Genomic DNA, 13,720 nt, shown 5'->3' with positions numbered 1-13,720 from the left:
GAAGGCTCTTTCATCCGCTGCAGGACAGAGCGGCCAGTTTGGCTGCGAGTTCACCGCTGCTGAAGGGCTTGACCAATCGCGGTAGATCGGGCGCAACGCCCTCGCTCTCTGCGTAGCCCGAGACCAGCAGAACTTGTGTTCCAGGCAACTCCGAGAGAACCCGCCTCGCCAGATCCGTGCCATTCATTCCAGTCATCAGATGGTCGGTGACAAGCAGTTGGGGCTTGAGGCCGCCGCCGATCAGCCTGATGGCCTCTTCCGCCGAAGCTGCTTCCAGAACGGCGTATCCGATATCCGTGAGCATGTCGGCCGCGGCCGCACGTACTAAGGGCTCGTCATCGACGAGAAGCGCCGTTCCAAGTGCCCGGCCGCTGGGCACCGAGAGCTGATTCTGGCTCTCCGCCTGCACAGGCTCATCGGTCGAGGGGAGCCAGATCTCGACGTTCGTACCTAGCCCCAAACGGCTTTGGATGGTCAGCGCGCCTCCCAACTGCAATGCCAGACCGTGAGCCATGGACAGACCGAGGCCCGTGCCTTTTCCGATTCCTTTGGTGGAGAAGAACGGTTCGATCGCACGCGCCCTGACGGTATCGTCCATGCCAACGCCACTGTCCGCTACGGATAGTCTGACATAGCGGCCCGGCTGCAAGTTGGCCCGATGTCCGGCATCCACGTGCTGAGCGTCCGCGGTGATGCGTAGCGTACCGCCGTCGGGCATGGCGTCACGCGCATTGACCGCGAGATTGAGCAGAGCCATCTCCAACTGGTTCTCGTCGACCTTAGCGGCCGGCAGGTTCGCTTCGATCTCCACCGAAACCTTGACCTGGGGCCCCGACGTACTCGCTACCAGCTCGCCCATTCCGTTAATCAGGTCTCCCACCTGGGTGGGTTTTGCCTGGAGGGGCTGCCGGCGGGCGAACGCGAGCAATCGCTGGACCAGCGTCTTGGCTCTTTCCGCCGATTGCATCGCGCCGGCGATCAGGCGCTGCTCGCGGTCGCCGCCCACACCCCTACGCTGCAAGGCATCGAGAGCGCCGACGATCGGCGTCAGTAGGTTGTTGAAGTCGTGGGCCACGCCACCGGTGAGCTGGCCCATCGCCTCCATCTTCTGTCCCTGGCGGAGCTGCTCCTCCGCTCTCGCCAAGCGCTCCTGCTCCCGGATGCGTTCCGTCACGTCGTAGACGAACTGATACGCGCCTATCCGCTCGCCGTTGCTGTTGCGCAGAAGGTTGTACTTCATTTCGTAGTGGCGACGGTCCCGGCTGCGATCGCCGAAAGCAGCGATTTCCGTGAATTCCTCTCCGGAGAGCGCGCGAGCCCACACGGCGCGGACGGCTTCGCGCTCGGCAGGCAAGCGCGACAGGAGGTCGAGCATGCACTGGCCGGCCTGCGGACGAACGCCGAATATCTTCTGGAATTCGTTGGCCGCGGCCCGGTTGATGGCGAGCCAGCGAAATTCAAGATCCACGACCTGGACGAAGGCATCCGTCCCTTCAACGATGTCGGCCAAAACTTTCCTTTCAGCCAGCACCTCGGAGATCCGACGCTCCAATGTCTCGTTCAGTTCTTTGAGTTTTGCTTCATCTGCCTTGCGGCTGGTGATGTCGATGGCGGTGCCGGTCACTCGCACACAGCGGCCGTCACTGTCGAACACGCCTCGTCCCTTCGCTGCGACCCAGCGGACCCGACCGTCTTCTTTACCCAACGTTCGGTACTCAACATCGTAGAGAGCGCGCTTATTGGGATCTGCTGCCGCCGCATAAGCTGCGCTGACGGCTTCCCGGTCCTCGGGATGAAGGCCTGAGTAGAAGTCCAGCATCGACACTGCCTTGTCCGGCGAGATACCGAACATTGCCTTGACCAGGGGTGGCCAGTGCAGGACCTGGTTGATCTCATCCACATCCCAGAAGCCTATGTCGGCGTTGGCGGTCGCGAGCCGCAACCGTTCCTCGTTTTCTCGCAGGGCAATATTCGTTGCCTGCAATTCCTCTTCGGCACGGCGGCGTTCTGCCTCTGCTTCCTCTCTCTGGGTGACATCGACGTTGACGCCGATCATCCCGAGGAATTCACCGGAAGCGCCGATGCGAGGATGCGCGATGGTCTCCAACACGCGGTAGGCTCCTGAGGCGCTGCGGTATCTCCCTTTCAGCGCTATCGGAGCCCGCTTCGCAATCGCGGCCCCGACCTGATCGGCAACGACTGAGGCGTCGTCGGGGTGTATGGTCGACGACCAGTCGAAGTCAGGAATGGCTGTTTCCTCCACCCCCCAGAAGCTGCGGAGAACCCGATTGAGGTGAAGGCATTTGCCCGCGGAGTCGCTCACCCAGATCATGACGGGAGCATGCTCCGACATAAGGCGGAAGCGGTGTTCGGATTCCCTCAACTGCTCTTCTGTCAAGATTCTGTCGAGCGATAGACTTAATTGGCGTGCGATGGTGCTGGCGAGACGCGTTTCTCCCTCGCTGAATTGATGCGGAGACCTGTAGTAGGTCATGAACTTGCCGATGACGCCTCCGTTGCGGACGAGCGGAATGAAGGCGAGGCCACGAATTCCTTCGCTCTCAATCACCTTTTTCAAGGCATCAGGTTCGTCCGTATCCCTGATGTCGGCGACGAAGATCGGGACCGCATCAGTCGTCTCGGGCTTCCACGGCGAGTGACCATCCACGGCTTGGCGGTATTGATCGCTGATGCCCTTCCAGGCGACGAAGCGCATGAAGGACGCTGAATCGAACAGCAGAATCGAAGCGCGCTCGCACGCAAGCGCGTCGGTGATCGCCTCGAGCGCCGCCTCGTAGACCTCTTGGGTGGATCTCGCAGCCTGCAGGCGCTCGGTTAAGTGGAAGAGCGTTCCAAGCTCGCGAACGGTCCGCGAAAGGGATTCCGCAGCGCTGTTGCGCTCGCTGATGTCCCGGCAAAACGATGCTCCGCCCACGACCGATCCGTTCTGGTCGCGCAGCGGGACGACCGTAATCTCCACAGCGTGCGCTTCGCCATCCTTGGCTACCCTGACGGTTTCGAAAGGACCAAAGGATTCGCCGGCGCCCACGCGATCAATCATCTCTTCGGCGGCTGAGCGCTCCGAGCGCGTGACCAAGTCCAGCAGGGAGTGACCGGCGATCTCCGAAGCGCTGAACCCCAGCAGGCGTTCTGCCGCGGGATTCCAATGAGTGATGATGCCGTCGGTTCGCCAGCACCAAATCGCGTCGGGCGAGCCGGCTAGGATTGCCGAAAGCACCGTAGGGCTGGGTCCTACCGCCGGGCGCCGATAGGATTTTGGCCTTAAGGCGGAAACCGGTCGGTCGGCCCCACTAGACATCTTCACCCCTCGAAGCCATCCGAGTGAAGGGACGGCTCCCAATTTTCGTCAATAAAACCTTACCCAACAACAAGGATTGGGATTGGTTCCAAACTGTAGGCAGATAACCAAAGGGTGGCAGGCCGGAGCATCAAGCGCCCTGTTCCTCCACCGATAAATCGGACCGACGGCCAGCCGATTTCCCGAGCGACGTGGGCCGCGAACATGATACAAGTCCCCAAGCAGCGGACCGCGCAGCAGCGCTTCGTACAATCCCACGTCCGCCCCCCTCCAAAAGTAAACAGTACAGCCAATTGCGGTGCGCTATGCTGCATCCGCCAAGCCCCCACAGGAGGGAAATTAAATGCCCGGAGTGCTCGAACGAAACAATGTGAAGGTCCGCGGAGCCGGCGAGCAACCGATGATGTTTGCTCACGGCTACGGCTGCGACCAGAACATGTGGCGGTTCGTCGCCCCGGCCTTCGAAGCGGATTTCAACACCGTGCTGTTCGATCACGTGGGGGCGGGGGGATCCGACCTGAGCGCCTACGACAAGCGTAAGTATTCCAGTCTGAGCGCCTACGCCGATGACGTTGTCGAAATCGGCCGGGGGCTGGGTCTGGAGGACGCCGTGTTCGTCGGCCACTCGGTGAGCGCGATGATCGGGGTGCTCGCGTCCCAGAAGGCGCCGGGCATGTTCGGCAAGCTCGTCCTGATCGGTCCGTCCGCTCGCTACATCGACGACGAAGACTACGTCGGCGGCTTCAGCGCCAAGCAGATTGAAGAGCTTCTTGAGTTCCTGGAGGCCAATCACATGGGTTGGTCCGCCCAGATGGCTCCCGTAATCATGGGCAATCCGGACCGGCCCGAGCTCGCGGAGGAGCTCACGAACAGCTTCTGTCGGACGGATCCCGACATCGCGAAGGCTTTCGCCCGGGTGACCTTCACCTCCGACAACCGCAAGGATCTCGCCGGCGTGACCGCCCCGACCCTCATTCTCCAGTGCAGCGAGGACATCATCGCTTCGCAGGCGGTCGGCGACTTCGTGAACCGCAACATTCCGAAGAGCCGGATGATCGTACTCAAAGCCACGGGCCACTGCCCGAACCTCAGCGCACCGGACGAGGTCATCGCCGCCATGCGGACCTTCGTGTGACCCACGTGGAGAGCAGTTCGCGCCCCGACTTCGAGGATATGGTGGAAAGCGGGCCGTTCGGCTACGTGTCTCTGCGGCCCGACGGCCGCGTCGGATACGTGAACAGCACCCTTATGGAGTGGTGTGGCCGTACGGCTGACGAACTGATCGGAAGGCCGCTTCTGGAGCTTTTGACATTGCCCGGGCGCATCTACTTCGAGACGCATCTGGCCCCGCTGCTCCGGATGCAGGGCTCCTTCTCCGAAGTCGCGCTTGACCTCCTCAAGAGCGACGGCGAGCCGCTGCACATGATAGCCAACGCCAGGGAACGGCGGGACGCAGAGGGAAAACCGACCGCGGTCCGGATCGCGTTCATCAACTCCACCGACCGGCGCCGGTACGAACAGGAGCTCTTGAGGTCGCGCGAGATGGCCAGGGCCGCCGCCGAGGCGACCGAGGAGAAGCTGCAGCGCGAGCATCAGATGGCCGAGCTCCGTGAACAATTCATCGCCGTTCTTGGGCACGATCTGCGCAACCCGCTTGCCGCCCTGAGCGCTGGCGCCCGAATTCTCGACCGAACGGTGCAAAGCGAGAAAGAGCGGCAGATCATCACCATGATGCAGACCACGGTTGCCCGAATGGCCGCCCTGATCGATGACGTGCTCGATCTGGCGCGAGGGCGCCTCGGCGGCGGCATCGCGCTCGAGCACAAGGCCGGCAAACCGCTGGAGGCCGTGCTCGTCCAGGTCGTGGATGAATTGAGGCTGGCCTCACCTGGCCGCGAGATACTGGTGGATCTTCACGTGGACCGACCGGTCGATTGCGACAGCTCGCGCATCGGACAGATGCTGTCGAACCTTTTGGGAAATGCCTTGACGCACGGCTCGGCCAGCAAGCCCGTCATAGTCCGCGCGGAGACGCGCGAACGGGATTTCGAGGTGTCGGTCAGCAACGCGGGAGAGCCGATCCCGCCGGACGCCATGGAGAAACTGTTCGAGCCGTTCTTCCGCGGAAAGGCCCGCGCGAGCCGACAGGGTTTGGGGCTTGGCCTCTACATAGCGTCTCAAATCGCCAAGGCACACCGAGGTGAGCTCGTCGCTACGTCGAATCCCGAGGAGACCAGGTTCACGTTCACGATGCCCGTGGAAGCGGCCGCAGAACATCAAACCCACGAGCCACGGGGCATGCGATAGTTTCGCATTCGAGGCGGAAGAGCTTTCAGTCCCGCCCTTAGTCCCTTGTCGCTCAAATTGGCGTTGGCGCTGTTCGCGCCAGCAGACACGGCATCCCCACATGGTCTTGATTATGTCCGCCCATTAGGGAAGATGTCACCGATCCAGAAAGGGTGACTCGTGGGGGAGAATTTTCTTGAACGATCAGATGCATTCGGCCGCGCCTCACCATCTGCCGTTCTTCGTGCCAGGCTCCGACGGCTCGGACACGTTGATGGTGGTAATGGGGGTCTTCCTGGTGGCCATCGTCCTCTGGGTGGGAACGCTTTACTGGAAGCTCCACAGCCTCCCCGAGCGGATGGCTCACAAATCGCAGAAGCTGCAATTCGAGATCGTCGCCGTCCTCGGGCTGATCTCTCTTTTCACACACATGCACATCTTCTGGGTCGCGGCCCTGCTGCTCGCGATGATCGACCTCCCCGATTTCAGCACGCCTTTGCGCAACATCGCGGGATCCGTCGAGCGCATAGCCGACGCCGCGCCCCCATCAGCCACCTCCGAGCCCCAGGCCACCCCAATGGAGCGGCCGGACCATGCTTGAGCTTCTCCTGTGCTCCCTGGTGACGATTCTGCCCGATTATCTCTATCGCCGTTATCGGCAGGGCAAACGCTTCGGGAAGGAAATCACGTTCTACTCGGTGTGGTACGAACTCAGATGGGGCATCACCGGCTGCCTGATGCTGACGGTCGCGCTGATCACCATGATTTTCTACTATCACCCGTCGACCACCTCGGCGACGATCTATTTCCGCACCGTTCCTATCCTCCCCGAAGTGGCGGGTCGCGTCGAACAGGTGAATGTCGATTTCAGCGCCCCCGTGAAGAAGGGAGACGTGCTGTTCAAGCTGAACAGCTCGAAGCAGCAGGCTGCTCTCGAGACCGCGAAGAGGAGGGTAGCGGAGGTCGGCGCTGCGCTGATCTCTGCCAGGGCCGATGTGGTCAAGGCGGAGGCCCAGGTTGGGGAGGCGAAGGCCGCCTGGCAGCAGGCCAAGGACGAGTTGGACACCAAGAGCGAGTTGCAGCGCCGCAATCCCGGTATCGTGCCGCAGCGCGATATCGATAAGCTGCAGGTCGCCGTCGACCAGAGACAGGCGGGCATCGACGGCGCCGACGCGGCCCGGGAGGCTGCGGCGCTGCGCGTCTCCACGCTTTTGCCCGCCGAAAAGTCGAGCGCGGAGGCCAAGCTGGCCGAGGCGCAGGTCGATCTCGACAAGACAGAGGTCCGCGCCGGCGTGGACGGAAGGGTCGAGCAGTTCCTTCTGCGTCCGGGTGATGTAGTGAACCAGCTCCTGCGGCCGGCAGGGATCCTGATTCCGGACGGCGCGGGTCGGAATGTGCTGCAAGCCGGCTTCGGCCAGATCGAAGCTCAAATCATGAAGCCGGGCATGATCGCCGAGGCGACTTGCATCTCGAAACCCTGGGTGATCATACCGCTTGTCGTCACCAACGTGCAGGACTACATCGCCGCCGGTCAATTCCGCTCCGGCGAACAGCTCGTCGATCCGCAAAACCTGCGGCAGCCGGGCACGATCCTCGCGTTTCTCGAGCCCCTCTATAAAGGCGGACTCGAAGGCGTCACGCCAGGCTCGAGCTGCATCGTCAACGCCTATACCAGCAACCACGACGTGATCGCGGATCGGAGCACCGGTCGGCTGAAGGGTTTTGCTCTACACGTGGTGGACGCGACGGGCGTAGTGCACGCGCTGTTGCTGCGCATCCAGGCTTTGCTGCTGCCGGTCAAGACACTGGTGCTGAGCGGCCACTGAGATCTCAGGCCGCCGTGTCTGCTTCGAGGAAAGGCCGGAGGCAATGACCGCGCTGCGTCGTCCGCGCCGAGCGGGGCCTCGCTCGCCGGGACCTCGAATCGTCTTCAAATCGGTCGAATTTGACGGCCGAATCGGCCGGTGAGGTGGTACACAGCGGTGGTCACAAAACGCGACCTGGCTTTTCGCGAATCCTTGTTTTTCGGCGGAATTCGCGCGTGCGCGGCTCGGGGTAAGAGAGTCCCACTCTCTCCGCCAAGCTATCTGTTGGAGTCGTGACAGCCGCACTTCATCTTTCGTGAATGCGCTTCATTGTGCTGACGCAACATATCTGCAACACGATGGACCTAAGCCGTTGATTTCTGTTTCTATGGAACGGTTTCCTAAGCCGTAGCTCGGATATCGACGGAATGTCGATCCAACCTGGAACAGCATCCTCAAGTACATGTGGCAGGTCGAAAAAGGGCAGCTAGTTCTCCAAACAGCAAATCCGGAGGCTGGCTAATCTTCGACGGGAATGGCTTGGATCCGGAGCACGGACCCAATGCTAGGGTGGATCTTTCCGGTGCCTCCGAAAATGACCTATGCCGGATTTTGGTGGACGACCGGCCAGTACCAGCCGTCCGGACCCATCGCTCTCATCGCGTAGCGGATGCTTTCGATCTCCGAAGGCGAGAATCGGTCGAGCAGGTCCAAGGCCGGCTTGCCGCACTTCAATCGCGTACCGGCGAGCTCGACAAGTAACCATTCGCCCGACGACTCCGTGCCGCGGGGGCCCGCGCCCGAGGCACCACGCTCGATGAAATGCGTCCAGCGCTTCGCCGCCCGCAGCCTCGCTTCCAGCTTCTCCTCCTCGAGCTGCTTCAGCAACACGGAATCGAGCCCTAACGCGATCGCCCGCTCGGCAGCCTCGATCAAGTCTACATTCTTGCGTGCGACGAAGATTCCGCCTTCGAACACCTGCGTCGGCGAGGAGCAGGCGCGCCAGACGTCGCGGTCGAGGCGAAGCAGCACGCCGCGTTCGTCGTCTACCCCCACGTAGAACACATCGGGAGCAAGCCAAGATGCCGGGCGTATCGTAAACGACGGAGTCTGGTAGGACATGAGCAATCCTCGTTGGTTGAGACGAGCTTGCTCGAATCTCCGTCACCGCGCGAAGTCTCCAAGCACTCCATCGTGATTTAGTCGTAAAAAAAGGGACTGCAATCGATCCTCAGGCGCGCGGCGACAGACCGCAAGGATTCATCTTTTCAATGGATTGAATCGCCACGCGAAAAAATCTTGAAAAATTTGCCGATGCGGGGTCGCGGGCGAGTTTCCAAGGACTCGTCCGCGCTCGTCGAGTGCCGGTAACGCGACCGTCCAACGGAATCAATCGGGATAACGCCCGCCGGCGGCAGAGTAGGCCTTCAAGAGGGTTTCGCTCCACGCCACCATCGCCTTCGTTTTCTCCGGAATACGCTGCGCCTGAAAATACCACCGCTTTCCCGTCCGGCCCACGCGATCGAGTTCGTCCCTGCGGTCACCCGCGATTTCGTGACCGATGATCAGCGAGGCGGTGCCCGGCGGCAATTCGGTGTGATCGAGAATGAAGTCACCGAGCGTGGAGCGGATGATGTGCATGGAAAAAGGCGGGATCCCGCGCAGAACGTCGCGGTGGTTGCCTTGGCGCAGGCCCCTCAAGTTGCGCAAATGGTTTGCAAGGGCCGATCCCGAAACGGGGGCGTCGCCGTTGCTCATCACTCGGGAGGCAAACACCCACTTGCTGACGCGGGCGACCGGCTTCTTGCGTTCGGCCGCCGCCGTCTTCCAGTCGCGTATGCAGCAGTCGATGATGTGGAGGCCCAACGGCGGCACGGGTAGCGTGAAGTCGTTCTGGGCCTTCATGACTTCGGCTTGCCAGGTGGCGAGACCCCAGCCGGCCTCGCCGTTCGGATCCTTGAACAGGACGTCCTCCAGCGCGATCCACGTGCCCGAGCCGCGTCGGTGCCCGGTCAGGGCGTCCCACCACAAGCCCCAGCGGACGGAAGGCGAGACGCGCGCGTTCCCGGTACGCGAGGCGCAGAAGCGCTCGTGCTCGGCCAGAAGCTGACCGAGATGTTCGACCTTGAAGTTCTCCTTCTTCTTCTGCAGCGCGATCTGTCGCTGCCGCTTTTCCTTCACTTCCTTTTCGGTGCGCTGCCGCTTCTCGGCGGCCAGCCACCAGCGCCGTCCTGTCAGGCCGCTCTCGCGGCGCTTGTAGGTGGCGGCCCAGGTCAGCGCGGCCTGGGCGTAGGTGCGAAACTTGCGGTAGGCGGTGAAGCCGCCGGTCTTCCTTGCATGGAGCTTGGCCTGGATTTCCTCGAGCCATTCTTCGTTCAGTTCGGTGAGCAGCCTGTTCTCGTGCTCCGCTACCTCCGGCCGCTGGAAGATCAAGCGGGCGTCGTTCTGACTGTCCGCCGAGGGAAAGATGGGTTTGCCCGAAGCGTCCTCCCGCATCTTGCCGAGCTCGGCGCGGTACTCGGTGACGAGTTTGCCCCAGGTCCAGCCCGGCGGCTTGTCGGCTTCATTGTTCTGCGGACGTCCGTCGAGCTTCGCCCATTCCGTACGGGCCAGCTTCTGGGCATCCCGCAATCCAAGGAAGCGATCGCCGGCGGCGGGGCCGCGCCTGCGCGATTCCGGAATTTTCGATGCCTTCGCCGGCGCGATGGCGGTCCCAATCTTGACCGTGCGGGCGCGGGTCTTGACGAGCCAGGAGGCCGAGTGCCCCCGGACTCGAAGGACCCAATACGGCTGCAGCGTGTCGCAGAAGTCGATGATTTCCTTTGTCCCTTTGACGGCGAGTTCAACCGCCTCCTCGACGACATCGGCGGTCAGGTTAACGCGGCGAGACGGCATTTTCGATTCCTGTTAATCCGAAGGGTTCAGTGGTACGTACCACGAAGGTACCCTCGAAGTCCAAGAATCCCGTCGGCGGAAACGTGTCTAGGAGCGGTTTAGCGCGATTTTTTCTAACTTTTTGCTTCGAAACTGCTGTACGAACGCGCCAGAGTACAAGAGGCGAGATATCATAATCCTGGGGTCGGGGGTTCGAGTCCCTCTCCCGCTACCACGTACCTCCCACTGTTATGGTGGGCCTCCGGAGAGGCCTCCCGCCTATCCAGCGTGGCGAGTCTCCCCTTCACATCGAGTTCGAAGCCCTTCCAGGGTCCCTTTGGCTGGACAGTGACGCTGTGCACGGAGGTTCGGTAGATCATTCTGCGATTGACCGATTCTCTGACGACCGGAATGATCTCGCGGGCGCCTGCCGGTCCTTTTGCGCGGACGTCTCGTCCGGTCTGCCCGTCGGGTGCGATACAGAGCGCGGTGCCTGAGGCGGAACGTGCACGAAGTTGGGAGTGGTCTTGGCCTCAACATTTGTAAAGCCGATCGCAGAACCGCATCCCCTGGCTTCGGCAATTCAGGGTGGCTTGAACACGTTGTCCAATGCCCTGAGCTGGGCATGGCTCGACACGGTTTGCCAGTATCGGCGCTCGAGGATCGGCCCTCTGTGGGAAACCCTCAACGTGCTCGTGATGCTGCTGGGCCTGAGCGTCGTCTCGTCGGCCATCTTCGGCAGCAGCGTCTCCGACATCATCGCCTATGTCGGTGTCGGAATCATCGTGTGGTCGGCGATATCGGCGCTGGTCATCGAAGGGGGCGGCGTCTTCGTCAGAAATGCCGGATATCTCAGCAATTCCACGCTCGGTCTTGGTCTCTATGTCGGCCGGACCGTCTTCAAGATCATGATCACCTTCGGTCATCACGCCATCATCTATCTGCTCGGCCTCGTGTTTGCGCTGGTCCCGCTCAGCTGGACGAGCCTGCTGGCTATCCCCGGCATCATCCTGCTGTTCGTCAATGGTTTTTGGGTCGTGATGGTGCTCGGCTTCATTTGCGCGCGGTACCGCGACGTCGAGCTGATCGTGCGCAATTTGATGCAGCTTGCTTTCTTCGTGACGCCGGTCTTCTGGAATTATCGGCAGATCGCCAGCGACCGGCAGTTTCTCGTCGAATACAACGTGCTGTTCTATTTCATCGAGATCATACGCAATCCACTCCTCGGCGAGGTCCCGCCGCTTGCGCATTATCTGACGGTGCTCGGCGTGACCGTCGCCGGCTATGGCCTCGCCTTCGTGGTGTACCGCCGGATGCGCGGTCAACTCGCCTTCTGCGTCTAGAGCATGCCCGAAAAACTGAACATCGGTCTTCCCAGCGGATCATGCTCAACCAAGAGATTCCCACGAGAAACGGCTGACCGATGGCTCATGTTCGTCTGAAGAACGTCAACGTCAGCATCCCGATCTACGACAGCCATGCGCTCCGCCTGATCCGCCTGCCGTCGTTCAGCAATGCCCGGGTCGGCTCCGACTCGGCAAGCCGCACCAACGGCATCATCGTCATTCATGCCTTGAAGAACCTGTCGCTCGACCTGGAAGAGGGCGACCGCATCTGCCTGATCGGCCACAACGGTGCAGGCAAGACTACCCTGCTGCGGCTGGTTGCCGGAATCTACCCGGCGTCGACCGGTTCGGTGGACGTGAAGGGAAGCGCGTTCACGCTGCTCAGCGGCAGCATCGCGCTCAATGCCGACGCGACCGGATACGAGAACATCAGGCTGATCGCGAATCTCTACAACTGGCCGAGCGACAAATATCAGGACCTCGTGCGCGACATCGAGGAGTTCACCGAGCTCGGCGTCTATTTGTCGTTGCCGACGCGCATCTACTCGGCAGGCATGCAGGCGCGGCTCTCGTTCGCGCTTGCGACCGCCCAGAATCCGGACATCCTGTTGATCGACGAAGGCATTGGCGCCGGCGATGCGCACTTCCAGGAGAAGGCGCACGAGCGCGTGAACCAGTTCGTCAGCCGCGCTCGTATTCTGCTGCTCGCATCGCATTCAAAAGACCTGTGCCGGTTGATGTGCACCAAGGCGTTGGTGCTGTCCAAGGGCGAGGGCGTCTTCTTCGGCGGTGTCGAGGAAGGCTTCGCATTCTATGAGCAGATGGGCTGAAGCAATAGTCCGGGATCGGCGGTGACCTCCGTTCGAGGTACCAGCTGAGGCTCCGCGATGGGGGATCGGCAGCCTTGCCGGTCGCAGAGACGAATGCGCTCACTTTAGGAACTCCGCGCACGGTCGCGGCTTGAATCGGCGGGCCAGAGTCGCCGCCGATTGCTGGCCTGCACGGCCCGCCTCCAAGCCCCCATGCCCCCCCAGGGTGGGCCGTGCGTCACGCGAGGAGAAACCATTGTCCGACCCGACCGAGCAAGAGATCAGGGAACGCGCGCACCGCCTGTGGGAGCAGGCCGGCAAGCCCGAAGGCCGCGAGGACGAGTTTTGGCAGGCCGCCGAGCAGGAGCTGCGCAACGAGGACAAGTCGAGCACGTTGCGGACGCCGGACACGCTGTGACCGACAAGACCTGCCCATTCTGCCGGGGTCTGGGATGGGTCTGTGAAAACCACCCGCTCCGGGCCTGGAGCGAGAAGCTTGGCGGCTGCCGCTGCGGCGAGGGCATGCCCTGCACCTGCAACACGATTGAAGATCCCGAAATCCGCGTGGTGATCGTCGAAGCCGATACGACCTGGCACTAGCGGCGTCGAGCAGATGTGATGGTGCGTAGGGTGGGCTACGCCGTCCGCTAACTCGCGCTGTTGCCGAGGGAACAGACCATCCCGGAAAGGAATTCAGTCTCTGAACAGCACGGGCTCTGACAACAATCCTTTCCCACGGCAGTGTCAGCGGTGGATGAGCAGAAGAAGATCGAGCACCAGATCGAACTCGCGACGCGAGCGGCAGCGCTCGTCAAGGACGAAACCACCGGCCAGCGCTTCAGGAATTTCGCCGACGAGCTGAAGCGCAAGCTCCGTCGCATGATGCGGCGCGGCCAGGTGCGCGCGCGTGCCTACGAGCTCTGGGAGCAGGCGGGACGGCCAGCCGGCCAGGATCTGGAATTCTGGCTCGAAGCGGAACGGCAGATCGAGGACGAGCGCGAGGAGCGGAAGGGCCCGGGCGCTTCATAGGTGCAAGCTGCGCGCGCGATTGGAGGGGCCATGTGCCGCGTTGCAACAAAGAAAAAGCCGCCGGCTCTCACCAGGCGGCTTCGAAAAGTCCCGAGCTGTCGATCGTCGCCGCAGCCTTACGCGTACCGCCGTTACCTTGTTTGCGGCCATGCACCGCCATAGTAGGCGGAGGCGTGTGATTCTGCTGTGATCTGAACCACACAGTGGACAGATGATGGCGGCGCTGGGAGCGACAAGAGGGTGGCGAGACGA

12 protein-coding genes are annotated in these 13,720 nt (G+C 61.9%); 9 read left to right on the top strand and 3 right to left on the bottom strand.

The genetic code is table 11. From position 1 onward, the window contains the following. Nucleotides 1-10: 10 nt before the first annotated feature. Nucleotides 11-3,238, bottom strand: a complete 3,228-nt coding sequence (locus ML401_RS29620; RefSeq protein ID WP_285807790.1) for a PAS domain S-box protein — start codon at nucleotides 3,236-3,238, stop codon at nucleotides 11-13. Between the two features lie 424 nt (nucleotides 3,239-3,662). Here ML401_RS29620 and ML401_RS29615 point away from each other — a divergent pair, with 424 nt between their 5' ends. The 4 genes from ML401_RS29615 to ML401_RS29600 all read left to right on the top strand — a co-directional run bounded on the left by ML401_RS29615 (nucleotide 3,663) and on the right by ML401_RS29600 (nucleotide 7,431). Further along, a complete protein-coding gene (locus tag ML401_RS29615; RefSeq protein ID WP_285807789.1) occupies nucleotides 3,663-4,454 on the top strand; it encodes an alpha/beta fold hydrolase in 792 nt (263 codons plus the stop codon). Nucleotides 4,455-4,492: 38 nt separating this feature from the next. Next, entirely contained in the window at nucleotides 4,493-5,626 is a 1,134-nt protein-coding gene (locus ML401_RS29610; protein ID WP_285812768.1) for a PAS domain-containing sensor histidine kinase, read from the top strand. Between the two features lie 175 nt (nucleotides 5,627-5,801). Then, entirely contained in the window at nucleotides 5,802-6,206 is a 405-nt protein-coding gene (locus ML401_RS29605) for a hypothetical protein (protein WP_285807788.1), read from the top strand. Then, nucleotides 6,199-7,431, top strand: coding sequence for an HlyD family secretion protein (locus ML401_RS29600; RefSeq protein WP_285807787.1), 1,233 nt, complete (start codon nucleotides 6,199-6,201; stop codon nucleotides 7,429-7,431). Before ML401_RS29605 ends, ML401_RS29600 begins: the two co-directional genes overlap by 8 nt. A 579-nt stretch (nucleotides 7,432-8,010) precedes the next feature. Here the strand turns inward: ML401_RS29600 and ML401_RS29595 are convergent. Then, nucleotides 8,011-8,538 (bottom strand): hypothetical protein, encoded by a 528-nt coding sequence (locus tag ML401_RS29595; RefSeq protein ID WP_285807786.1) that lies wholly within the window; start codon nucleotides 8,536-8,538, stop codon nucleotides 8,011-8,013. A 261-nt stretch (nucleotides 8,539-8,799) separates the two neighbouring features. After that, complete coding sequence (locus ML401_RS29590; protein ID WP_285807785.1) at nucleotides 8,800-10,305, bottom strand: hypothetical protein; 1,506 nt, start codon at nucleotides 10,303-10,305, stop codon at nucleotides 8,800-8,802. 677 nt (nucleotides 10,306-10,982) lie between these two features. Here ML401_RS29590 and ML401_RS29585 point away from each other — a divergent pair. From ML401_RS29585 to ML401_RS29565, 5 genes are all read left to right on the top strand, one after another. After that, nucleotides 10,983-11,627 carry an ABC transporter permease gene (locus tag ML401_RS29585; protein WP_376717393.1) on the top strand — a complete coding sequence of 215 codons (645 nt, stop codon included), beginning with the start codon at nucleotides 10,983-10,985 and terminating at the stop codon, nucleotides 11,625-11,627. Nucleotides 11,628-11,707: 80 nt separating this feature from the next. Then, nucleotides 11,708-12,460 (top strand): ABC transporter ATP-binding protein, encoded by a 753-nt coding sequence (locus ML401_RS29580; protein ID WP_259216598.1) that lies wholly within the window; start codon nucleotides 11,708-11,710, stop codon nucleotides 12,458-12,460. Nucleotides 12,461-12,695: 235 nt separating this feature from the next. After that, nucleotides 12,696-12,857: a DUF2934 domain-containing protein gene (locus ML401_RS29575; protein ID WP_212067320.1), complete on the top strand. Its 162-nt coding sequence runs from the start codon at nucleotides 12,696-12,698 to the stop codon at nucleotides 12,855-12,857. Further along, nucleotides 12,854-13,039, top strand: coding sequence for a hypothetical protein (locus ML401_RS29570; protein ID WP_211416071.1), 186 nt, complete (start codon nucleotides 12,854-12,856; stop codon nucleotides 13,037-13,039). Before ML401_RS29575 ends, ML401_RS29570 begins: the two co-directional genes overlap by 4 nt. A 150-nt stretch (nucleotides 13,040-13,189) precedes the next feature. Next, nucleotides 13,190-13,468 carry a DUF2934 domain-containing protein gene (locus tag ML401_RS29565; RefSeq protein ID WP_194404206.1) on the top strand — a complete coding sequence of 93 codons (279 nt, stop codon included), beginning with the start codon at nucleotides 13,190-13,192 and terminating at the stop codon, nucleotides 13,466-13,468. Nucleotides 13,469-13,720: the final 252 nt, after the last annotated feature.

Origin of the sequence: Bradyrhizobium sp. 62B (assembly GCF_030272265.2) — a bacterium.
GTDB lineage: Bacteria > Pseudomonadota > Alphaproteobacteria > Rhizobiales > Xanthobacteraceae > Bradyrhizobium.
The sequence above is the reverse complement of the archived record's forward strand: the minus strand, read 5'-3'. Positions and strand labels throughout refer to the sequence as shown.

Bases quoted from the DNA above. Each gene is read 5' to 3' on its own strand.
- ML401_RS29590 (WP_285807785.1), bottom strand. From the start codon at position 10,305: ATGCCGTCTCGCCGCGTTAACCTGACCGCCGATGTCGTCGAGGAGGCG.
- ML401_RS29610 (WP_285812768.1), top strand. From the start codon at position 4,493: ATGGTGGAAAGCGGGCCGTTCGGCTACGTGTCTCTGCGGCCCGACGGC.
- ML401_RS29600 (WP_285807787.1), top strand. From the start codon at position 6,199: ATGCTTGAGCTTCTCCTGTGCTCCCTGGTGACGATTCTGCCCGATTAT.
- ML401_RS29580 (WP_259216598.1), top strand. From the start codon at position 11,708: ATGGCTCATGTTCGTCTGAAGAACGTCAACGTCAGCATCCCGATCTAC.
- ML401_RS29585 (WP_376717393.1), top strand. From the start codon at position 10,983: ATGCTGCTGGGCCTGAGCGTCGTCTCGTCGGCCATCTTCGGCAGCAGC.
- ML401_RS29615 (WP_285807789.1), top strand. From the start codon at position 3,663: ATGCCCGGAGTGCTCGAACGAAACAATGTGAAGGTCCGCGGAGCCGGC.